19 protein-coding genes, 4 tRNA genes and 1 pseudogene are annotated in these 22,869 nt (G+C 35.1%); 7 read left to right on the top strand and 17 right to left on the bottom strand.

The genetic code is table 11. The annotated features are described in order from the left end of the window. Positions 1-3: 3 nt before the first annotated feature. The 5 genes from mutS to DICTH_RS04515 are packed head-to-tail and all read right to left on the bottom strand — an operon-like array spanning position 4 to position 6,166. Positions 4-2,565 (bottom strand): DNA mismatch repair protein MutS, encoded by a 2,562-nt coding sequence (gene mutS, locus DICTH_RS04535; RefSeq protein ID WP_012547689.1) that lies wholly within the window; start codon positions 2,563-2,565, stop codon positions 4-6. Between the two features lies 1 nt (position 2,566). Then, complete coding sequence (miaB, locus tag DICTH_RS04530) at positions 2,567-3,889, bottom strand: tRNA (N6-isopentenyl adenosine(37)-C2)-methylthiotransferase MiaB (protein WP_012547682.1); 1,323 nt, start codon at positions 3,887-3,889, stop codon at positions 2,567-2,569. Next, the gene (locus DICTH_RS04525) at positions 3,882-5,318 is read right to left on the bottom strand and encodes a sensor histidine kinase (RefSeq protein WP_012548458.1); all 1,437 of its coding nucleotides are present in this window, start codon (positions 5,316-5,318) and stop codon (positions 3,882-3,884) included. Before DICTH_RS04525 ends, miaB begins: the two co-directional genes overlap by 8 nt. Beyond that, positions 5,318-5,767, bottom strand: a complete 450-nt coding sequence (argR, locus tag DICTH_RS04520) for an arginine repressor (RefSeq protein ID WP_012547372.1) — start codon at positions 5,765-5,767, stop codon at positions 5,318-5,320. Before argR ends, DICTH_RS04525 begins: the two co-directional genes overlap by 1 nt. Before the next feature lie 6 nt (positions 5,768-5,773). Beyond that, positions 5,774-6,166 carry a Fur family transcriptional regulator gene (locus tag DICTH_RS04515; RefSeq protein ID WP_012548241.1) on the bottom strand — a complete coding sequence of 131 codons (393 nt, stop codon included), beginning with the start codon at positions 6,164-6,166 and terminating at the stop codon, positions 5,774-5,776. A 121-nt stretch (positions 6,167-6,287) separates the two neighbouring features. On the opposite strand from DICTH_RS04515, the gene DICTH_RS04510 reads away from it, so the two are divergent. After that, a complete protein-coding gene (locus tag DICTH_RS04510) occupies positions 6,288-7,805 on the top strand; it encodes an amidohydrolase (protein WP_012548055.1) in 1,518 nt (505 codons plus the stop codon). Here DICTH_RS04510 and DICTH_RS04505 read toward each other — a convergent pair. From DICTH_RS04505 to DICTH_RS04460, 10 genes are all read right to left on the bottom strand, one after another. Beyond that, on the bottom strand, positions 7,788-9,197 hold the full coding sequence (locus DICTH_RS04505; protein WP_012546983.1) for an NAD(P)/FAD-dependent oxidoreductase: 1,410 nt from the start codon (positions 9,195-9,197) through the stop codon (positions 7,788-7,790). The genes DICTH_RS04510 and DICTH_RS04505 overlap by 18 nt on opposite strands. Then, on the bottom strand, positions 9,194-10,018 hold the full coding sequence (locus DICTH_RS04500; RefSeq protein ID WP_012547231.1) for a DUF4388 domain-containing protein: 825 nt from the start codon (positions 10,016-10,018) through the stop codon (positions 9,194-9,196). Before DICTH_RS04500 ends, DICTH_RS04505 begins: the two co-directional genes overlap by 4 nt. Before the next feature lie 20 nt (positions 10,019-10,038). Further along, positions 10,039-10,115 (bottom strand) — tRNA-Arg (locus DICTH_RS04495). 56 nt (positions 10,116-10,171) lie between these two features. Next, positions 10,172-10,417: a metal-sensitive transcriptional regulator gene (locus DICTH_RS04490; RefSeq protein ID WP_012548252.1), complete on the bottom strand. Its 246-nt coding sequence runs from the start codon at positions 10,415-10,417 to the stop codon at positions 10,172-10,174. 6 nt (positions 10,418-10,423) lie between these two features. Then, positions 10,424-11,809: an NADPH-dependent glutamate synthase gene (gene gltA / locus DICTH_RS04485; protein WP_012547638.1), complete on the bottom strand. Its 1,386-nt coding sequence runs from the start codon at positions 11,807-11,809 to the stop codon at positions 10,424-10,426. Beyond that, positions 11,790-12,641 carry a sulfide/dihydroorotate dehydrogenase-like FAD/NAD-binding protein gene (locus tag DICTH_RS04480; protein ID WP_012548721.1) on the bottom strand — a complete coding sequence of 284 codons (852 nt, stop codon included), beginning with the start codon at positions 12,639-12,641 and terminating at the stop codon, positions 11,790-11,792. Before DICTH_RS04480 ends, gltA begins: the two co-directional genes overlap by 20 nt. A 63-nt stretch (positions 12,642-12,704) precedes the next feature. Continuing rightward, entirely contained in the window at positions 12,705-13,403 is a 699-nt protein-coding gene (locus DICTH_RS04475) for a hypothetical protein (protein WP_012547771.1), read from the bottom strand. Positions 13,404-13,428: 25 nt separating this feature from the next. Next, a tRNA-Ala gene (locus DICTH_RS04470) sits at positions 13,429-13,503 on the bottom strand. A gap of 19 nt (positions 13,504-13,522) precedes the next feature. After that, positions 13,523-13,598 (bottom strand) — tRNA-Cys (locus DICTH_RS04465). A 19-nt stretch (positions 13,599-13,617) separates the two neighbouring features. After that, a tRNA-Gly gene (locus DICTH_RS04460) sits at positions 13,618-13,692 on the bottom strand. A 253-nt stretch (positions 13,693-13,945) separates the two neighbouring features. Between DICTH_RS04460 and DICTH_RS10280 the strand changes: the two are divergent. The 6 genes and pseudogenes from DICTH_RS10280 to DICTH_RS04425 form a co-directional block, all read left to right on the top strand. After that, positions 13,946-14,589: pseudogene (locus DICTH_RS10280) on the top strand (IS481 family transposase); the annotation flags it as partial. A gap of 81 nt (positions 14,590-14,670) precedes the next feature. After that, positions 14,671-16,776 (top strand): ABC transporter substrate-binding protein, encoded by a 2,106-nt coding sequence (locus DICTH_RS04445; RefSeq protein WP_012547144.1) that lies wholly within the window; start codon positions 14,671-14,673, stop codon positions 16,774-16,776. Positions 16,777-16,849: 73 nt separating this feature from the next. After that, positions 16,850-17,914: an ABC transporter permease gene (locus tag DICTH_RS04440; RefSeq protein WP_012548664.1), complete on the top strand. Its 1,065-nt coding sequence runs from the start codon at positions 16,850-16,852 to the stop codon at positions 17,912-17,914. A 10-nt stretch (positions 17,915-17,924) separates the two neighbouring features. Further along, positions 17,925-19,307, top strand: a complete 1,383-nt coding sequence (locus DICTH_RS04435; RefSeq protein WP_012547531.1) for an ABC transporter permease — start codon at positions 17,925-17,927, stop codon at positions 19,305-19,307. 10 nt (positions 19,308-19,317) lie between these two features. Continuing rightward, positions 19,318-20,286, top strand: a complete 969-nt coding sequence (locus DICTH_RS04430; protein WP_012547827.1) for an ABC transporter ATP-binding protein — start codon at positions 19,318-19,320, stop codon at positions 20,284-20,286. Then, on the top strand, positions 20,279-21,265 hold the full coding sequence (locus DICTH_RS04425; protein WP_012548682.1) for an ABC transporter ATP-binding protein: 987 nt from the start codon (positions 20,279-20,281) through the stop codon (positions 21,263-21,265). The genes DICTH_RS04430 and DICTH_RS04425 overlap by 8 nt, the downstream gene beginning before the upstream one ends. A gap of 9 nt (positions 21,266-21,274) precedes the next feature. Here DICTH_RS04425 and DICTH_RS04420 read toward each other — a convergent pair whose 3' ends face one another. Further along, the gene (locus tag DICTH_RS04420) at positions 21,275-21,577 is read right to left on the bottom strand and encodes a YerC/YecD family TrpR-related protein (protein ID WP_012548126.1); all 303 of its coding nucleotides are present in this window, start codon (positions 21,575-21,577) and stop codon (positions 21,275-21,277) included. Further along, positions 21,561-22,868 carry a 3-phosphoshikimate 1-carboxyvinyltransferase gene (aroA, locus tag DICTH_RS04415; RefSeq protein WP_012546953.1) on the bottom strand — a complete coding sequence of 436 codons (1,308 nt, stop codon included), beginning with the start codon at positions 22,866-22,868 and terminating at the stop codon, positions 21,561-21,563. Before aroA ends, DICTH_RS04420 begins: the two co-directional genes overlap by 17 nt. Position 22,869: the final 1 nt, after the last annotated feature.

The raw sequence follows: 22,869 nt of genomic DNA, 5'->3' as shown, positions 1-22,869 counted from the left end.
AACTTATTTTATAAGTTCTTTCCATTCATGAATTTTTAAAAGGGCTTGAATTGGAGTAAGTTCATTAGTATTCAAAGAAAGAATTTCATTTCTTAATTTTTCAAGTTTAGAATCTGTTATTTCTGAGAACAGAGGAAGTTGTATAACTTCTTTCTTTTTTATTTCTCTTCCCTTCTCAAGCTCCAAAAGAATCTTCTCTGCCCTCTCAATCACCTCTCTTGGTAAGTCAGCAAGCTGAGCCACATATATTCCATAACTTTTATCTGCAGGCTTGTCTACTATTTTATGTAAGAAAATTATCTCTTTACCTTTTTCTTGTACTGCCACACTCAAATTTTTAAGATGTCTCAATTCCTTTTCCAGTTCAGTAAGTTCATGGTAATGAGTAGCAAAAAGAGTCTTTGCCTTTATCTTATTATGTATATACTCCACTATAGCCCAAGCGATACTTATTCCGTCGTAAGTACTGGTTCCTCTACCCACCTCATCAAGAATTATAAGACTTCTCTCGGTAGCATGAGAAAGAATATTTCCAACCTCTTTCATCTCCACAAGAAAAGTACTCTCACCAGAAGATATATCATCCCATGCTCCTATTCTTGTAAATATTCTATCTACCACTCCTATTTTGGCTTCTTTGGCAGGAATAAATGAACCCATCTGAGCAAGAATAATAATTAAAGCAATTTGCCTTATATATGTGGACTTTCCAGCCATATTAGGACCAGTTATTAGATCAATAAATTTCTCCCTATTAAGATAAGCATCATTGGGAACAAAGGTGCCTGGAGGAAGCATTCTTTCAATTACAGGATGTCGCCCCTCCCTTATTATCACATCATAATCATTGGTAACCTGAGGACATACGTAATTGTACTCTCTTGCCGCTTTTGCAAGAGAAATATAAACATCTATCTCGCCAATAATTTGAGCAAAAGTAGTAATATCTCTTGAATGTTCGATAACCTTTTTTCTTAAATTTTGAAAAAGTTCTTCTTCTATTTTTTTGATATTATCCTCTGCATGTAAAATCTTATTCTCCCATTCTTTCAACTCCGGTGTAATAAATCTCTCTGCATTAACCAAAGTCTGTTTTCTTATATAATCAGGAGGAACCAGATTTAAGTTAGCTTTTGTTACTTCTATGTAGTAACCGAAAACCTGGTTATACCCAATCTTAAGAGATTTTATACCAGTTCTTTCTCTTTCTCGGTTTTCAAGATTGATCAACCAGTCCTTGCTCTCTCTTAAAAGCCTTCTCAACTCGTCAAGATTGGGATCGTATCCATCTTTTATATATCCTCCATCTTTAATATGTGAAGGAGGACTTTCCACAAGAGCTCTATCAAGTTCCTCATATAAAGGCTCAAGATCAGGTAGATTTTCTTTTAATTCTTTCAATCTATCTGATTCTGCCTTTTCAAGAGACTTTCTCAGTAAGGGTAAAAAAGATAAAGCTTGCCTCAAATATATTAATTCCTTAGGGGTAGCAGTATTATAATTGATCCGAGAATTTATCCTTTCAAGATCAGGCATTTCCTTTAATATATCTTCTATTTCTCTTCTCCAAGGTTCCTTTTCTAAAAATTCCTTTATTGCTCCTTGTCTCTTTTTTATTGCATTTACATTTAAAAGAGGCTGTAAAATCCATTTTTTTAAGAGTCTTGCCCCCATAGATGTTAAAGTTTTATCAAGTACCCATATTAAACTACCTCTTCTCTGTCCCTCTCTTACTGTTTCAAGAAGCTCTAAATGTTTTATAGCTGTACTATCAAGGATCAAATACTGTTGGGGTTGATAAATTTCCACCCTCTCAATATGAGTTGGAATAGTAAACATAACCTCTTTTATGTAGTTCAGAGCCCCATTTACGGATCTTTCTGCAAGAGGGTATTTTTCTTTATCATCAGAATACTTAATAGCATAATCGGAGAATTGAAAATAATTATCATCCAAAAGAGTAATTTTAGGGTCTACTTCTCTTTTTAGATCAGTTAACAACTCTGAAAATAAATCCTTTAACGAAAAGGGTAAAATTATTTCTTTAGGTTTTAATCTAACTAACTCTGAATAAATTATCTCCTCAGCCTCTTTTCCTCTCCACTCTGTAGCAAAGAATTCACCAGTGGACACATCGATAGTAGCAAGAGAGATATACTCTTTATTCAAAGCATAGATTGAGGATAAAAAATTATTATTCTTATCCTCAAGAAGAGTATCCTCTACTAGAGTTCCAGGAGTGATAACTCTTACTACCTCTCTCTTAACAAGTCCTTTCGCCAATGCTGGATCTTCTACTTGCTCACAGATTGCTACTTTATACTTTTTTTGCACTAACTTAGATAAGTAACTATCCAAAGCATGATAAGGTACGCCAGCCATAGGAATTCTTCTGCCCTTACCAATTTCTTTAGAAGTTAATACAATATCAAGTTCTTGAGATATTATCTTTGCATCTTCCTCAAAAGCCTCATAAAAATCTCCTAACCTAAAGAGGAGAATAGCATCAGAAAATTGATCTTTTATAGATTTATACTGTCTATATAAAGGAGTCATATTCTCCATACTATAAATCAACCTCTCTTATAACTTCTCCTTTTAATGACCAGAGCCTTGCTTCGGTAATTTTCACCAGGAGAAACTTACCTATCAATTCTTTCTCTGCCTCAAAAAATACTAACCTATAATTCTCTGTTCTTCCAGAAAGCTCTCTTGGATTCTTAGGATTGACCTCTTCTGCAAGCACTATCTCTTCTTTTCCAACCCTAGAAAGATTTTTCTCATATATTATTTTTCTTTGTAAATTCTCAAGTTCATCAAACCATCTTTTTTTAGTTTCATAAGGTATAAGATCTTCATAATTTGCAGCAGGAGTTCCTGGCCTCTTAGAATAAATAGCAAGATTAACTGTATCGAATTTTATCTCTTCTAAAGCTCTTCTTGTAGCTAAAAAGTCCTCTTCTTCCTCTCCTGGAAAGCCAACAATAATATCTGTGGAAAAAGAAGCCTTTGGAATCTCTGCCCTTATTTTTTCAATTAAGGCTTTATATTCACTATAAGTGTATCCTCTTCCCATCCTTCTTAAGATCCTATCAGAGCCTGCCTGTAAGGGAAGATGCCAATGTGGACATACCTTTGGATGTGTAGCAACAACCCTAATCAGTTTATCTGAAACATCCCTTGGATGAGAAGTAAGAAATCTTATCCTTTTTATTCTTGGAATCCTGTGAATTTCCACAAGTAGATCTGCTAAGTCAACATTTCCAAGATCTTTACCATAAGAGTCTACATTCTGTCCAAGTAGGGTAACCTCAACTACCCCTTGACTTGCCAAATATTCAACTTCCCTTATTATCTCTTCAGGATCTCTACTTTTCTCCCTTCCACGTAAATATGGCACAATACAATAAGTGCAGAAATTATTACATCCATAGATTATTGGTATCCAGGCTTGAAATTTATTCTCTCGCTTTATAACTCTAAAATCCACATCCTGTGGACTTGGAATATCCTCAGCAAGTACAACCTTTTTCTTACCATCTAAGCTCTCTAAAATCTTAGGAAGCTCCGTAAACTTATAACTTCCAAGTACAAAATCCACATGAGGAAATTTTTCAATAAGCTCCTCTTTCATTCTTTGAGCCATACAGCCAAATATTCCTATCAAGAGATTCTGATTTCTCTTCTTAAGCTTTCTTAACTCACCAAGTTTCCCAAAGACCTTTTCCTCGGCTCTTTCCCTAACAGAACAAGTATTTAATAAAATAATATCTGCCTCCTCCATCTTCTCCGATGGAGTATATCCAAGATTTTCAAGAATTCCTGCTACTTTTTCTGAATCAGACTTATTCATTTGGCAACCATAAGTTATGATATAATACTTAGGCATCTTCTTCTCCTTTTGGAAATGTTATTTTTATAATTAAACCATTTGTTTTTTTGTCTATTTCAAGCTTTCCTTTTATTTCCTCATTAAGAATATTTATTAATTGAAACCCTAAACTCCCTTTTGAAAAGGAAACATCAAAAGATATGTCTTCACTTTTCAAAACTTTATTTTCCACCATTAATATTATATCCTGATTTTCTTGATAAATATATAAATTAATCTCCGCTTCCAAATCCTCATAAGCCCCATGTTTTACTGCATTTTGTAAAAGCTCATTCATAATTAAACTTACCGATGTGGCCTTTTTAGAGGATAAAAAGATACTCTTTTTATTCTTATAAAAACCAAATCTACAAGGCAAATGCTCATAAGTCTGCTTAAAAGCATTAAGAAGTTTTTCGGCAACTTCAATTATATCGACTCTATCCTCTTCAAATTTAGAGAGAGATTCGTGTACATAAGCAATACTATTTATCCTATTTATGCTTTCCTGAAGTGCATGCTTTGCACTCTCAGAATCAAGTCTTCTCATTTGAATTCTCAACAAACTAGCAATAGTTTGTAGATTATTTTTTACTCTGTGATGAATTTCTTTTATCAACACAGATTTAAACTTTAACTCTCTTTCCTTCTGCTTAATCTCGGTTGTCTCTCTCACCAAATAAAACAGCCTCCACAAATTTTGATCTCCTTTAGTTAATGGAAAAATTCTCCTATAGAAACTTCTCGTCTCCTCATCGTATTCCTCAAAAGTCTCTTCTCCATAAACCCTCGGTATTCCAGTCTCAACAAAATTTTCTATGTACTTATAGAAGAAGGAATCTTTTATCTTTTTTCCCCAGATATTTCCCACTTCTCCTAAGGTTCTAAACAGTCTAACTGCAGACATATTTGCAAAGAGAACAATCCCATCTCTATCTAAAATCATAATTCCTTCCCCTTCTATCAACGGTTCATTATAACCCTTCCAACTAAGTTTAAATCTTGTGAGATTTCTGATTAGCCATTGAGATGTTTCCTTATAGCTTCTTGAATTGTATGGAAATTCACCATGTACTAGAAGATTTCTCTGAACTTTCAAAAGTCCTATTATACTATTATCCTTCTTAATTGGGTGAATCTCTTCCTCTACCGGAAATCCACCAATTATAATACCGCTTTTTACTACCTTCTGCTTTCCAGTATTTATAACTTCAAATAGATTAGGATCATCCTCTAAAAATATTAGTTTTCCTACTTCTTGTCTCAAAGAAAGAGGAGGCACCAGTTTGGGATGAGCTTCAGCAATCAAAATAACTGCAGATAGATCAGTAATAGGTTGATATAGATAAATATCAGCACTTAGTAGATCTGAGATTAAGGATAAATAAGGTACGTAATCTTTTAGTTCCTCTAAAAGGTAGGTGGTTTCTTTCTTTATCCTTGCCATTATTTCCTAAGTTCTTCTAACCTCTCTAATGCTTCTTGAGTCTTATCTTTACTTCTTAATACTATCAATATAGTATCGTCTCCTGCCACACTTCCCACAAAATAATCATAACTGTTTAGATAATTATCAAGAAGAAAGGCAACAGCCTGTGCATTACCAGGAAGGGTCTTAACCAATATTAGATTTTCTGCAAAGTCTATATTCACAACTACCCTATGGAATAAATCTTTAAGAGAAGATACATTTATAGTATTCTCTGGTACAATATATCTCTTCCCAAGATCTGAACTCTGTCTTATTACTCCTAGCTCCTTGAGATCCCTTGAAAGAGTAGCTTGTACCACGTAAATTCCTTCCTCTTTTAGAGCCTCCATTAGTTCCTTTTGGCTACTTATATTTCTTTTCTTAAGTATTTCCTTTATTTTCTCTAACCTTTCTCTTTTATTCAATTTTCACTAATTCCCCGCTTTCGCACACTCTTCGCAAATGCCATAAATAGTCAAATGATATTCTATATTTTTGAAATGAGTTTTTTCTTCGATTTCTTTTACCATATGCTCACTCTTAAAAAGTGATGCATCTAAGTCTTGCACCTTTCCACAGACTTTACAAATCAAATGGTGATGAAATTCGGTTTTTGCGTCATATCTTGCAATAGCATTGGCATCATAAAACTTTAAAGCCTTCCCTTCTTTTACCAAAAGCTCTAAAGTTCTATATACGGTACCAATACTTACCTTAGCTTTTCTATCTTGCGCTCTTCTAAAAACGGTAAGAGCGTCAGGATGATCCATGCTATTTGAGAGGATCTCCATTATTAATCTTCTTTGTCTTGTTTCTCTTTGCATTTTCTGCGTACTCCTTTCCATCAATTAACAGTTTAATTTAAAATTATTCCTTTGTCAAAATAATTATACTTTTGTGATATAATACCTTAGCAAAAAAAATCAATAAGAAAAAGGACTTTTTATGAAAAAATATTTTATTAAAGCTAAAAAAATTTATACTTTTGACTCTAAAAAAAATATATACAATTTTATAATAGTTGATAATGGTAAAATTTCTGAACTAGGAAATAATTTGATTATTAATGAAAATACATTACCCATCTTAGACCTATCAAATTATATTATACTTCCTGGCTTTATCGATTCTCATGTTCACCTTACATCTACGGCTATGAATGAAATATCAGTAGATTTGAGTTCCTTTACATCCTTAAAGGAGATAATAAAGACTTTAGAAGCTCTGAGAGATTCACTCCCTGAAGGTGAATGGATCATCGCAAAAGAATTCGATCCTACTAATCTGGAAGAGAAAAGAAATATAACTCAAGAAGAACTTGACAGGTACTTCCCAAATCACCCAGTTTTAATAATAAGAAAAGATGCACATTCAAGCATAATTAACTCATTAGGATTGAGACTTTTAGAGATAGAAATTTCACCTATCAATGGATTAATCAAAGAAAGAGATCATCAGATTGCCATAGGTAAAGCTTATCAAAGTATTGATCCATCTTTATTAGTAAAGGGATTAATAAAAACCTTAAAAAAAGCAGCAGAAAAGGGAATAACAACTATCCATGCCCTTGAAGGAGGTTATACCTCACCTCCTAACTCTCCGCAACTCCTCTTAGGACTGAAACAATATTTTCCTATAGATGTGATTATTTACTATCAAACTACTTCTATAAAAAAAGTAAAAGACTTAGGCTTAAAAAGAATAGGTGGATGTTTATTAGTTGATGGCTCTATAAGCACCCTTACCGCTGCCATTTCTGAACCTTACTTAACTAATCAAGGTCATGGTGTCCTTTTTTGGGATATTGAGTCCCTCTCAAATTTTATAAAAACAGCCCATAAAGAGGACTTACAAATTGCATTTCATGCAGTAGGAGACCGAGGTATAGATCTGCTTTTGAAAGCATATCAAAGAGTACTTAAAGAGATGCCTAAAGAAGATCATCGACATCGCATAGAACACTTTGAACTACCTCAAAAAGAACACATAAAAATTGTATCCCAACTAAATTTAACTTTATCTCTCCAACCAAGCTTTCTATACTTTTGGGGAGGAGAGGGAAAACTTTATGAACAGCTCCTTGGAAAAGAAAGAGCAAAAAGAATTATACCTCTAAGAAGCATTCTAAATGAAAATATAGTTGCAGGAGGAGGATCTGACAGTTCTGTAACGCCTATGGATCCCTTCTTAGGAATCTATTCTGCCATAAACCATCCTAATGAAGAGGAAAGCATAACTTTGGAAGAGGCGATTAAAATGTTTACTTACAATAGCGCTTATATAGGATTCCTTGAAAAGGAAAAAGGATCTATAGAAAAAGGTAAGGATGCAGACCTAGTGATTTTAGAAAAAGATCCTTTCGAAATCAAGAATAAAGAGGAATTACTAAATATAAGAGTTTTAGGCACAATTTCAAAAGGAAAATTCGCCTACAAAGATCCAAACTTAATTACGAACTTCTGATATATCTGATAGAAGAGACATTCTTTTAAGAATTTCCTGACCCACTAAAAGTCCAGAGACAGAAGCCTGCATAAGCCCTCTTGTGATTCCAGCTCCATCTCCGATTGCAAAGAGATTTTTAATCTCCGTTTCCAGAGAAGAATTAAGTTTTACCCTTGCAGAATAGAACTTAACTTCTACGCCATAAAGTAAAGTATGTCTTGAGTATATTCCTGGAGTTACTTTATCCAAAGCTCGGATCATTTCTATAATGTCTACCAAATACCTGTATGGTAATACCAAACTCAAATCTCCAGGCACAGCATCTTTCAAAGTAGGAACCACCATGCCTTTTTGTAATCTATCCCAAGTAGATCTCCTTCCAGCTAAGAGATCTCCAAGTCTTTGAAGGATTACTCCGTTACTCAGAAGATTTGCAAGACTTCCTATAGCCCTACCATAGGCAATAGGATCTTTAAAGGGCTCAGTAAAATTCTTAGACACCAATATAGCAAAATTAGTATTTTCAGTTTTCTTTTCTGCAAAACTATGTCCATTTACAGAAATAATACCTTCATTTTGTTCCATTACTACCTCGCCATAAGGATTCATGCAAAAAGTCCTTACCTTATCATCAAAGGTTTTTGTATAGTAAATAAATTTCGCCTCATAAAGTTCATCAGTTAATTCCTTCATCACTGCAGCAGGAATCTCAACTCTTACTCCTATATCCACAGGATTTATTACCCACGAAAGCCCAATCCTTTGCCCCTCTTCGGTAAACCATTTGGCTCCTTCTCTTCCAGGTGCTACTATCACATAATCAGCATAATAAATTTTTCCATCCTCCAGTTCTACCCCTTTAGCTTTTCCATTTTCCACTAGTATTTTTGAAACCTGTTTGCCTAAAATAATATCTACCTTGTCTTTTAAGTATTCATACATGTTAAGAAGGATAGGCGCACACTTCTCTGTACCAAGATGTCTCACAGCAAAATAGACCAGCCTTAAATCAGCAGCAATAGCCTTCCTTTGGAAATAAGCAAATTTCTCTGGATCAGGCTTTATAACAGGCTGATCTGCCCCGAATTCGGTATAAATATTATTAACTTCTTCCATTAACCTCAAAAGTTTTTCTTCCCCAATATAATCTTTTAACCACCCCCCCACTTCTGTGGAAAAGGTAAGTTTTCCATCACTAAAAGCCCCAGCACCACCCCAACCAGAAACAATATTACAACGAGGACAGAGTACACATCCCTGTCTATTAACTATAGCAGGACACACTCTTTTGCTTGTAAGTTCTCCTTTTTCTACAAGCAAAACTTTGAGGGGCTTTTTACCCCTCACTAAAGATATAGCACTAAATATTCCTGCAGGACCGCCACCAACTATAATAACATCATATCTCATGACGGATATAAATTCTCCTGTGATAGTCTTGGTAAATATTCAACTCCTTCTTTCAATCTCACTCTTCCTGCCTTAACCAACTTGACCAACTCCGGTATAATTTTACCTCTTTCTTCTTCAATTTCCAAGAGGATTTTTTCCATGTTCATTTTTCCATCCATAACTTTTAACATTTTCTGAACAGCAGGATCATTAGAAGTTACATTTCCTATCTTCTCAGGAACTACATATTGTAAATTCACAAGATCCCTCAATGCTATTCTTCCTTCTTCTAAAGCATTTAATATAACATCAATAGCAAGTAATGTTCCAAGACCACTAATCCTAGCTATGGTTGCAAAATCTCTTCTACCATCAATATTCGATAAAATAAATTTTTCCTTCTCTTCCGAAGTCATACTCTCAGGATCTTTTCTTAATAATAAAACCTGCACTGATGATGGAATTGCTCGAGAAGGATCTGGAAAAAAAGGTACACAAGTTAAAGATCCTATCTTTTTTCTTTTCTCCTGCCACTCATCCATAATCCTAGCAGCCTCAAGTATTAATGCCTCAGAGGACATATTTATCAAAGTGGGAACATTAGAAACATTCTCCTCTAAGAATTCAAAAGTTCCATCTTCCCAAGTAAAAAGCTCTAAAAAACCAGGCATTCCTTTTAATTTACCAACTTCCGAATTAATGACCCTTCCCTCTTTTAAATAAAGAACACCCTTTTTAAAGGGTTTATTAATTAAAAGCCTTCCTGTGGCAAATTTCCCTGAAAGTATTTGGAGTAGAGATACAAGGTCAAACTCTCTTAAATTTCCTGTTAGCGGCATAACCCTCTCCCCTAAATTTTTGGTGCGCCCGAGAGGACTTGAACCTCTAACCTACGGATTCGTAGTCCGCCGCTCTATCCTGTTGAGCTACGGGCGCACTCTTTATGAGATTATAACCATTTTTCTAAACTCAAGTCAAATAGTGAAGAAAGTTCAAAAAAGAGACTGTAAATCTTTTAAGAGTTCACTTATTTCATTTTCTGCATCCTCACCACTGACAATACATTTCTTAGCATATTCTTCAACTATTAATATACCAACTCTCTTTAAAGCAGACCTTACTGCAGCAATTTGAGAGATTATCTCTTTACAATCCCTCTCTTCCTCTATCATCCTTTGAAGTCCTCTTACCTGTCCCTCAATTCTTCTTAGAGCCACTAAATATTCCTTTTTATCCAAAGAGCTTCACTCCTCCGTTAACAATTTAAATATACTTTTAGCAGCAATCTTCCCTGCTCCCATAGCATTGATTACCGTTGCAGAACCACTCGCCACATCCCCACCTGCCAAAACCCTATCTTTAGAAGTCTTTCCTGTCTCTTTATCTATCAATATAGTGCCGTTTTTATTAACTGAAAGACCTGGCGTAGTCATACTTATTAGAGGATTAGGTACAGTTCCAATAGCTACTATAGCCATATCAATAGGGAATACAAAATTAGATCCTTCTATAGGAATAGGTCTTCTCCTTCCACTACTATCAGGTTCTCCTAAGGTCATCCTCTGAAGCTCTATTCCTATAAGATGCCCTTTCTCATCACCTACAAATTTTACAGGAGAGACTAAAAAGTTAAATATTATACCCTCTTCCTTTGCGTGTACTATCTCCTCATATCTTGCTGGCATCTCCTCTTCTGTTCTTCGGTAAAGTATGTGTACCTCCTTTGCCCCAAGCCTTAAAGCAGTCCTTGCAGCATCCATAGCCACATTACCTCCCCCGATAACTCCAACTATCTTTCCTATCTTTATAGGAGTATCATATTCTGGAAATTTATAAGCCTTCATCAAATTTACCCTAGTCAGAAACTCATTTGCAGAGTATATACCAATCAAATTCTCTCCAGGAATATTCAGAAACTGAGGAGCTCCAGCTCCGGTCCCAATAAAAACCGCATCATATTCTTTTAAGAGTTCATCTATAGTAACGCTTCTGCCCACAACTACATTAGTAAAAATCTCAACACCGAGACTTTTTATATACTCCACCTCAGCTCTAACTATTCTCTTAGGAAGTCTAAATTCTGGAATTCCATAAATTAAGACACCACCTGGCTCATGAAAAGCTTCAAAAATTGAAACCTTAATCCCCATTCTTGCTAAATCACCAGCAACAGTAAGTCCTGCAGGTCCTGAACCTACAACTGCAACCTTTTTATCATATTTTTTTACTATTGGTGGTATTTCATAACCTTTGTTTAGCTCATAATCTGCTACGAATCTTTCAAGCCTACCAATAGCTACAGGTTCTCCTACTTTTTTAAGAGTACAAAGAGCTTCACACTGAGTTTCCTGTGGACAAACTCTTCCTGTAGTTGCAGGAAGATTATTACTTTCCTTTATCTTTTTTATCGCTTCATCATATTTCTTTTCTTTAATCAATCTTATAAAACCAGGAATATCAATGTTAACTGGACAACCTTTTACACAAGGGGCATCTTTACACTGCAAACACCTACTTGCTTCTATTAGAGCTTGTTCTTCCGTATAACCAAGAGCAACCTCATCAAAATTTTTAATCCTCTCCTCTACAGGTTGTTCTGGAATTGGAGTCTTAGTTTTTACTATGGCCAACCTTACCTACCTCACTTTCCTCAAATAATCTTAAAGCTAAGGCTTCTTCTTCCTTATATGTCTTTAACCTTGCCAATAATTCATCAAAATCAACCAGGTGACCATCAAATTCAGGACCATCTATACAAGTAAATTTAATTTTATCTCCTACTGTAACCCTACACCCACCACACATTCCTGTACCATCCACCATAATGGGATTTAAACTTACAATAGTGGGAACACCATAATTTTTAGTAAGATCAGAAACTACCTTCATCATTATAGTTGGGCCAACAGCCCATATTCTATCTATTTTCCTTTCTTCGAGGATCTCTTTTAGCACATCAGTAACTAATCCTTTTCTCCCTAAACTTCCATCATCGGTAGTTATATAAATTTCATCACTAATATTCTTAATCTCTTCTCTAAATATTACATAGTCAGAACTTCTTCCACCAATTATACTAATGACATAGTTTCCCTTCTCTTTTAAACCCTTTAAAATAGGATAAAGAGCAGCTATGCCTACTCCTCCACCAACTCCTATAACAACTCCAAACTTTTCTATCTCACTTGGATTTCCAAGAGGACCCACAATATCAGAAATCTTATCCCCTACTCCTAACCTTCCTAAGAGTTTCGTTGTCTTTCCGACCTCTTGAAAGACTATCGTTATGCTCTCTTTCTCTAAGTTTTTATCAGCAATAGTAAGGGGTATTCTTTCTCCTTTTTCATGCACTCTCAAAATCACAAACTGTCCAGGCAAAGCCTTTTTGGCTATAAGAGGAGTCTTCACCTCAATTAATTTTACATTAGGCGCTAACTGTTTTTTCAATATTATTTCAAACAACAAAAATCCCTCCTTTTTGGTTGAAAAATTATATCATCAACATGCAAGAATGTAAATCAAGCATCAAACCTTAGGGGAAGAAGACTCTATAAGAGGAATGTTTTCAAAAAATATTACATTTACCTCTATATCTTGATAGGTGAATCTAAGAAGCTTAGGAAAGTTGTTTTTTGTAAAAAGAAGAATAAAAGAGAAACTTTCTTTAGGTTTTAATAGCTTAACTATAGGATAATATACTAAATCATAACCGAGCACTTTTCTAAATGAGTCTTCATTATTAAGAATTTTTTCAAGATTATTTGAAACGTTCTCTAAACTGATAATTACTTTTGATAGGTCAATATCTTTCTCTCCATTATTATAAATAGTAATAAATAAAGGAAGAACTCTATTGAAGAGATAGTAATCAAATTTAGGATAATTAGTTAGGTCTAATACTGCAACTTTTAACGGATACTTTGGCGAGTATCCATAATGAAAATTAAAAAAATTAAGATTTTTACTATTTATTAATGCCCCATCAATATGCAATTTAATTAGTTTTTCTTTCAACTCAGTATAACCATAGACCTGATAAAGATTAGTATAACAATCTACAGCTATATTCCATGAAACATAACTTTTGTCGGGGTTTTTTAAATATTTTTCCTCATTTTCCTTTGCTAGTTTCAGCAATAAATCTTCGTCCTTACCTAATACAAAAGTAAGCATAAATAGAGTTATCAATAAAATAAAAAATAAGTATTTTAAAAACTTATTCATAATCCTCAAAAACTAACAAAAAATTTGGTGGAGCTGGGGGGACTTGAACCCCCGACCTCTTCCGTGCCATGGAAGCGCGCTCCCTCTGCGCCACAGCCCCACCATTTTAATCATTAATTTGGAGGCGGCACCCGGACTCGAACCGGGGAATGGGAGATTTGCAATCTCCTGCCTTAGCCGCTTGGCGATGCCGCCTCATTACTTAATTTTTACATGGAGCGGGCGACGGGATTTGAACCCGCGACCCTCGGCTTGGGAAGCCGATGCTCTACCTCTGAGCTACACCCGCCTTCCCAAGAACCACTGATTTTAGAATATGATTTTTTTTAAAGCTTGTCAAGATTCTAATAAGTAGCCTAACCACATAGGTATGGAGATAGGTACCAGTATGAGGAATATAGAAATAATAATGAAGCTAAGAAGATAAAAAGAATTGAGGCTGTATCTCTTCTCCTTGGTATAATTAAGAAATTAAATCTCACTTTCTTTAGATCTCTCAATCCTTTCCAAGGAGGAGGATACAGCCTATGATCTTAACTTTCTATGAAGCTCTTCTCCCTTTCCAAGAATTTCAACTGGATACTAAACATCTCCTTGATAAAAATTCTCTTACTAATGATGTGTATAATCATTTGGTTAAGTTTAATTTACCTCAGTATGAATGGAATATTATTGATGTTAAAACAAGAACAATATTCACTGCTTACTCTTTTATTATCTTTGTGGTTTTGTGGTGGAGAGCTCATAATGTGAGACATAAAATAAGTATAAGAGTAGATAATGGTGAGGAGTTTTGTTTAGGAAGTGAAAGATTGTAGAGCTAAAACCAATACCGAAGGGAGCTAAATATCTTATGGGTATAGTTGAAAATTCTCATAGGCAGGATGATGAGTATTTCCTTGGTATTCATGCAGAAAGATGTAAAAATGTAAAGGAGTTTCTTGTTAAAGCTCAAAGATGGCAGGATACATGGAACATAGCAAGACCAAGTTTTGGAATTGGTATGGATGGTAAAACTCCTTATGAGAAGTTAATCTCTTCTAATTTTCTTGTTCATCCTCATATATTTTCTTTCCCTGTTATTCTTATGGAAGATCTTCTCTCACAATATGGCCTATTTACAAAGAATTTATCTTTATTCCTTAAAAGTGGCACCTATGTCCTGACCAAGTGCCCTAATAAGTAGCCTAAAAATTATTTAAGTTGACAATAACAAAAATTATTTTTATCATTAATACTAAAATCTGATTTAGGTGGGAGGTGCATCATGCTGAAAAAGGGTATCCCAAGGATATTATTACTACTTTTATCCCTACTTTTATTCTCTCTCCTTTCTGCACCCGCACAAACATTAAATGTTAACCCCAATGGCTGGCTCGACCAAGTAGCATTTATTCCTGAAAAAGATATGGCAAAGGCTGTAGAAATGATGTCCAAAGGAGACATTGATATTTATTTCAATGAAATAAGTGACCCACAACTCTTCAGAAGAATAAAAGAAGATCCAAATCTAACTTACGGAACATCTTTTGGACTTTACTATGAACTAACCTTCAACCCAGTAGGACCTACTTACAAAGATGGTAGGCTAAATCCTTTCAGCAACAAAAAAATAAGAGAAGCAATGAATATTGTAATTGATAGACAATATATAGTAGACGAGATAATGGGAGGACTTGCAGAAGTAAAACTATTACCTCTTAACAAAGGATTCCCAGAATATGAAAGATACAAGGACACCATAGCAAATTTAGAGAAACTTTATAAATATGACTTTAACAAAGGAAAACAGATAATTACAACTGAAATGAAAAAAATGGGAGCAGAATTAAAAGGAAATAAATGGTATTACAAAGGAAATCCAGTAGTAGTTAAATTTATCATAAGAACTGAGGATAGAAGAAAGCAAATTGGAGATTACGTGGCTAATCAGCTTGAAAAATTAGGTTTCACCGTAGAAAGAATGTATAAGACCTCAAGAGAAGCCTCTCCTCTCTGGGTAAGAGGAAACCCAGAAGATGGACAGTGGGATATCTATACAGGCGGATGGATAACTACCGTCTTAGCAAGAGATATGGCTGATAACTTTAGATTCTTCTATACTCCAGATTCAGAAATGTCTTACTCACCTCTTTGGAGAGCATATAAACCAGATAAAGCATTCAGAGATATAGCCAACAAACTTGCTCAAAGAACATTCAAGTCCATGGCGGAGAGAAACTACTTGATGAGAAAAGCTTTAGAGCTCTGCTTAAAAGATTCTGTTAGAGTGTTCTTGATTGACCAGAAAGCCGCATGGGCAAGAAGAAAGAATATTGATATAGCGGTAGATTATGCTGGTGGAAATTCCTCAAGAGCCTGGCCATATACTTTAAGGATTGCTGGAAAAGAGGGTGGAAGTGTAAAGGCTGGAATGTCTGAAGTCATTATAGACCCATGGAACCCGATAGCAGGATCTAACTGGGTATATGACACTATATTCTGGGAAGCAACTTTTGGAAGAACTTGGATCTATCATCCTTACACAGGGCTTCCAATTCTTTTTGGAATAGAAAGTGCTGATCTAACTGTAACTGCTGATGTACCTACTTTCCCCAACAAAGGATCCGAAAGCTGGCTCAAGGTAAAAAGAGTAAAGAGTATAACTGTACCTGATGATGCATGGTACGGTTGGGATGCAAAGAAACAAACCATGATTACAGCAAAAGAGGCAGGAGTTAAAGAAGCAAAAGTAAAAGTAGTGATAAACTATGGGGATGTGCTTGGAAAGAAGAAGTATCACGATGGAACAGTTCAAAGTCTTGGAGACTATCTTGTAGACTTTATTGTAGGCTTTGAAAGAGCAAGTAAAGATAGTAAGCTCTATGATGAAAGCTATGTTGACTACTTCAACTCCTGGAGAGAGTCCTTTGTAGCATGGAAAATTGTAAAAGAGCACCCATTAGTAATAGAATACTATACTAATTATGCTGAGCTTGACGCAGAGCTTACTGCATTATGGCCTACCACATCGGTACTCTTCCCATGGCATGCGCTTGCTATAGGAATTAGAGCAGAGGAAGAAGGAAAGCTTGCTTTCTCTGCTGACAAAGCAGAAGCAACAAAGGTAGAGTGGATGAATTACATTGGTGGACCAAGCCTTGGAATATTGAAAGAAATGCTTGATAAATCCCAAAAAGATAACTACTTACCATTCAAGAATTTCTTAAGCAAGTATGTAAAAGAAGGAGAAATTAAAGAAAGATATAATGCACTCTCCAACTGGTACAATAGATTCAAACACTTCTGGGTAAGTAATGGTCCCTACTACTTAGAAAAGGCGGACACCGTAGCTCACACAGTTCTCTTAAAGAATGCTAAATTTTTGAAGTAAATTATTGTATAATATAAACCCAGGGGGAAATTTCCCCCTGGGTTTTTTTTTGAAATAACAATAAAGGAGGTTGATGAAAATAGAAGGGATTAAAAAAATTCTTATTTACTTTTTAAAAAGAGCTATTGCTATATTTATTACTGTTGCAATAGCAATTTATCTCACTATTGTTATAGCCAATGCCGGAGGATATGTAGATAAGATTATAGAAGATGAAATAAGAATGGATGTAGCAATGGCAATAAGAAATGACCCTTCTGTAAGAGGATTTACTGACGAACAAAAACAAAAAATAATAGAAAATAGAGTAAGGAATGAGATGAGGAGAAGAGGTTTAGACCAACCTTTCATAATAAGAAGTATTTATCACCTAAAAAGGGCATTGCTGCTTGACTTAGGTACTGCCTCTTCTATGACCAGTGATAGCGGTTCTATGCTTGTGAAAAACATTATCTTAGAAAGAATTCCTTTATCTATTCTTCTTTTTACAACTATAACCATAATTAACTTCTTTTCTGCTTTATATTTAGGCCTGAAACTTTCAAGAAGATATGGATCCTTCTTAGATAAGTTAATAGTTTATCTTTCCCCCCTTTCCACGATTCCTGGATGGTTTTATGGTATATTTCTTATAATGATATTTTATTCTTGGCTTCATATACTGCCCCCAGGAGGCTTTATTGATTTTCCTCCCCCACCAACCTTATTAGGTAAAATATTAAATGTGGCAAAGCATATGATATTACCAGTTCTCTCTTGGTTTATAAGCTCCATATTTTTAAGTGCCTATAGCGAGAGAAACTTCTTCTTGATTTATTCCACCGAAGATTATGTGGAAGTGGCAAAAGCAAAAGGTTTGCCAGATAAGGTGATAGAAAGAAGATATATTTTAAGGCCAGCCCTACCTCCTATTATTACTTCTTTTGCCCTTGCTCTCATCTCTTCTTGGATGGGCGCAATTGTAACAGAAGCAGTATTTAATTGGCCTGGACTTGGTATGGTTTTAAGTAGAGCAATAGGGACTTTTGATGCTCCTGTGATAGTTGGAGTCACAGTAATATACGCTTACCTCCTTGGAGCTACAGTACTTATTTTAGATTTTATATATGCTCTCATTGATCCTCGAGTGAGAATATGAGGTGATAAAAATGGACAACATGGAATTTACTTCATCTTATAGCATAAAAGGAATATTTAGAGAAATATTACGATACAAGACAGGAGTATTTTCTCTCCTAATATTTGCCATACTTATTCTAATGTCTATCTACGCATATCTCAGAATGCCCTATGAAAAAGCCAAAGAACTCTGGAACGACAGCCAAGCTTGGTTAAAATACCCAAGAAATGCCATACCCACATGGCTAGCATTCTTTTCGGGTAAAAACCTACCTAAGAATATATACCTGAAGGAACCAAAAGAAGAGATTATCTCAGACAACCCCAAAGTTATAAGATATACATATAACATAGACTATACCTATGACGATTTCCCTAGTGAGTTTAATATATTTCTAAACAGCAGTTTTAAGGAGAATCCACCTAATTTAAAAATCTACTGGATAAACCCCTATGGAGATAGAATCTTACTTGCTGAAAAAACTCAAAGAGCAGATAAAGATATATTTTACATTGGAAATGAATTCTCTATAGAACAAAAGTTTACTGATTACTACAAAGAGAAATTAGGATTTTATCCCACTTTTCCTATTACAATTATGAAAGGACTCTTTGGAGATATAGAAACTCAACAAGTTAAAAAAGGAACTTACAGACTTGAAATAGAAGTTCAATTTGGAGACAAAAGCGACACCATCCAAATAGAACCTATAATATACGGAAAAGTTTATGGGGTAGCAGGAACGGACCATCTGAGAAGGCCCTTAGAACTTGGTATTTTGTATGGAACACCCATTGATCTTGCCTTTGGACTTGGAGCATCTTTGAGTATAACCATAATACAATTGATATTAGCTACCATTAGTGGTTGGTATGGTGGATGGGTAGATAATATTATTCAAAGACTCACAGAAATATACATGTTACTGCCTTTTCTTCCCCTCATGATCATGATCTCCTTATTCTATAAATTGACCATTTGGCAACTTTTGATTGTATTGATAATCCTTAGTATTTTTGGCTCTGGAATAAAGACTCAAAGAGCCATGGTTTTACAAGTAAAAACATTACCCTATATAGAAGCTGCAAAAACTTATGGTGCAAGCAATATGAGAATAGTATTTCTTTACATTATTCCTAAGATTTTACCTCCTGTAATACCTGGATTAATCATCAGCATACCCGCTTATATATTTTTAGAAGCAATTCTCTCCCTTTTTGGAGTACTAGATCCCACGGAACCAACCCTTGGAAGAATAATCGAGGAAGCCTTCCAAAATGGAGCTTTATATAAAGGATTCTATTACTGGGTAATTGAGCCGTCTTTAATAATTGTACTCTTAGCTGTCTCCTTTGCACTCTTAGGTTTTGTTATAGATAGAATAGTTAATCCAAGACTTAAAGAAGTATAGGAGTGGTAACATGGCAAACACAGTTCTTAAACTAAATAATTTTACAGTGGTATATAAAACTCAAAAAGGTCCTTTAGAGGCAGTAAGAAATGTGAGCTTCGAATTAAAAGAAGGAGAAACTCTTGCTATAGTAGGTGAATCAGGCTGTGGCAAAAGCTCCCTCGCAAGAGGAATACTAAGATTATTTCCAAGGAATTTAGAAAAGGCAACTGGAGAGATATATATAAATGGCACAGAAGTTCTATCTCTAAAGGAAGAGGAATTTAGAAAAAACATAAGATGGAGTAAGATCTCTATGGTTTTCCAAGGAGCAATGAACTCCCTAAATCCCATCCTAAAAATAGTACATCAAGTAGCAGAGCCATTAATTGTTCACTTTGGAATGGAAAAATTTTCTGCTTATCAAAGAGCTAAAGAAATATTAAGCTTAGTAGGTATTCCTGAATCTTTTGCAGAAAGATATCCTTTTGAACTTTCAGGTGGAATGAAACAAAGAGTAGTTATAGCTATGGCTCTTGTGACTCATCCAAGCATCGTAATACTGGATGAACCCACATCAGCTCTTGATGTAATAACACAGGCAAATATAATGAATCTTTTAAAGGTTTTGAAGAAGGATTTAAACTTAAGTTATATCTTCATCACTCATGATATCGCCACTGCAAGTGAACTTGCAGATAGAGTTGCCGTTATGTACGCTGGAGAAATCGTAGAAATAAGTCCTGCAGAGAAGTTCTATAACTCGCCAGCTCATGGTTATACCATGATGCTTTTAAATAGCGTACCCACCTTAAAGACCACTAAAAAGTTGAAGGCAATTCCAGGATCACCACCAAGCTTAATTAATCCTCCATCAGGTTGTAGATTCCATCCCAGATGTCAGTATGTTATGGATATATGCAAAGAAAAAGAACCTCCCATGTTTAAAAAAGATGAAGACCATTATGCAAAATGTTATATAGGTGAGAGCCATGAATAACAATAATGTCTTACTAAAAGTAGAGAATCTAAAAGTTTGGTTTGAAATAAGAAAGAATATCTTAGCAAAACCACTCTATGTAAAAGCCGTAGACGGAGTAAGCTTCGAACTAAAGAAGGGAGAGTCTATCTCCTTAGTCGGTGAAAGTGGTTCTGGAAAAACAACTTTAGGAAGAACTATACTAAGATTATATGAACCTACAGACGGAAAGATCTTTTTTGAAGAAAAAGATATAACCAATATAGACTATAAAGAACTAAGTTGGTATAGAAAAGAAACAGGATTTGTTCAACAAGATCCCTTCGGAGCCTTAGCACCTCATTTCACAATATATAGAATTTTAGAAGAGCCACTCCTAATAAATAAAATTGGTACTCCTCAAGAAAGAAAAGACATGATTTTTAAAGCCTTAGAAGAAGTTAAACTCACACCAGTAACTGACTTTATTGGAAAATACCCCCACATGATATCGGGAGGACAAATGCAAAGAGTAGTAATAGCAAGAGCACTAATCATGAGACCAAAGTTGGTAATAGCGGATGAACCAGTATCTATGCTTGACGCCTCAGTAAGAATAGAGATTCTTGAACTACTAAGAGATCTTCAAGAAAAACATCACATGAGCATGATATACATAACCCATGATCTTGCTACAGTAAGGGCTTTTTCAAACTGGATTTTTATAATGTACGCAGGAAATCTTGTAGAAAGAGCTAAAACTGATGAATTATTGAACAATCCTCTACATCCATATACAAAGGCATTACTTTCTGCAATACCAGATCCAGATCCTCAAAATCGCTTTAAATTAAGAGAAGTACCCCCAGGAGAACCTCCAAACCTTATAAATCCACCAACAGGTTGTAGATTTCACCCCAGATGTCCACATGTTATGAATATATGCAAAGAGAAAGAACCAGAGGAGATTGAAGTATCAAAAGATCATTGGACCAAATGTTGGCTATATAACAAGGGGTAAGCAAAAGGCTTACCCCTTGTTCTTCATTAACCTGTCAAGAGCTATTTTATACCCCTCAGCACCATAGAGTAAAAATTTCTTAACCCTACTTATGGTAGCAGAACTTGCTCCTGTCTCCTTCTCAATCTCTTCGTAAGATTTTCCCTCATAAAGCATTTTAGCAACTTTTAACCTTTGTGCCAATTCCTTTATTTCTGTAATAGTACATATATCTTCAAGAAACCTTAAAACTTCCTCTTCATTCTCTAACGTAAGTACTGCTTTTACAAGGAAGTAAACATCCTCATCAGCCCATTTAGGATTGTAACTCAATAACATTCCCCCCTAAACTCTTAATAGTTTCGGTAAAAGTAGGAAAGGAGATATTTATACTGTCACTCTCCACAATAGTCTCATCATCAGCAATAAGCCCTGCAATAGCAAAAGCCATAGCAATTCTATGATCACCATAAGTCTCTATCTCCCCGCCCTTCAACTTTGTGGGACCATAAACTACAAATCCATTATCAATTACCTTTGCTTTCCCTCCCATTTTATTTATTCCATCTACCACAGCTTTAATTCTATCAGACTCTTTTACTTTTAACTCCTCCACATCTTTAAATATACTCTCGCCCTTTGCTTGAGTTGCTATAATAGCAAGTATAGGAACTTCATCGATAAGAGTTGGTACAATATCACCTTTTATCTCAAAGGCCTTCAAATCTGAATATTCTATCATCAAATTTCCGATAAGCTCTCCCCCATCTTCCCATGTATCGATGATATTAAACTTAGCTCCAGCCTCTTTAAGGATGTCTAACATACCTGTTCTCGTAGGATTAATTCCAACATTTTTAATAATGACTTTAGATCCCTCTACCAACAATCCCGCAGCAATAATGAAGGCTGCCGAAGAAAAATCACCAGGTATATTAAAATCTTTATTCTTATAACTTTCTATACCATGAGTTTTTAGAGTTAAACCCTCCCTTTTAAGAGGCAATCCAAGATATTGAAACATTCTTTCAGTATGATCTCTTGATAAAGAAGGTTCAGTAACACAGGTTTCTCCCTCAGCAAGAAGACCTGCAATTAATAATGCTGACTTTACTTGAGCACTTGCTACATTCAATATGTGACTCTCCCCAACCAATTTTTCTCCTTTTATGGCAAGAGGAGGATTATTATCGTTATTCCTTCCCCATATATTTGCACCCATTTTCCTAAGTGGATCTACAACTCTCTTCATTGGTCTTCTTCTCAAAGATGAATCACCTGTAATTACTGAAAAGACTCCAGGAAGTCCGCTTAGAAGTCCTGTAAGCAGCCTTATAGTGGTACCTGAATTTCCTGCATCAAGAACATTCTCAGGTTCCTTGAATCCTTTTATACCATTTCCTTTTACCCTTACTATACTATCGTACACTTCAATAGAGACTCCCAAAGATTTTAAACAATTCATAGTAGAGATACAATCCTGAGAGAAAAGAAAATTCCTTATTATACTCTCTCCCTCACCCATAGAAGAGAAAATTAAGGCTCTATGAGAGATAGATTTATCTCCAGGAACCTCTACTTCTCCTTTCAAGACTTTACTTTTTTTAACTAATAATTTTCCCATA

This window comes from Dictyoglomus thermophilum H-6-12 (assembly GCF_000020965.1).
GTDB lineage: Bacteria > Dictyoglomota > Dictyoglomia > Dictyoglomales > Dictyoglomaceae > Dictyoglomus > Dictyoglomus thermophilum.
Note: the sequence above shows the minus strand (reverse complement) of the source record. Positions and strands in the feature narration are given on the sequence as shown.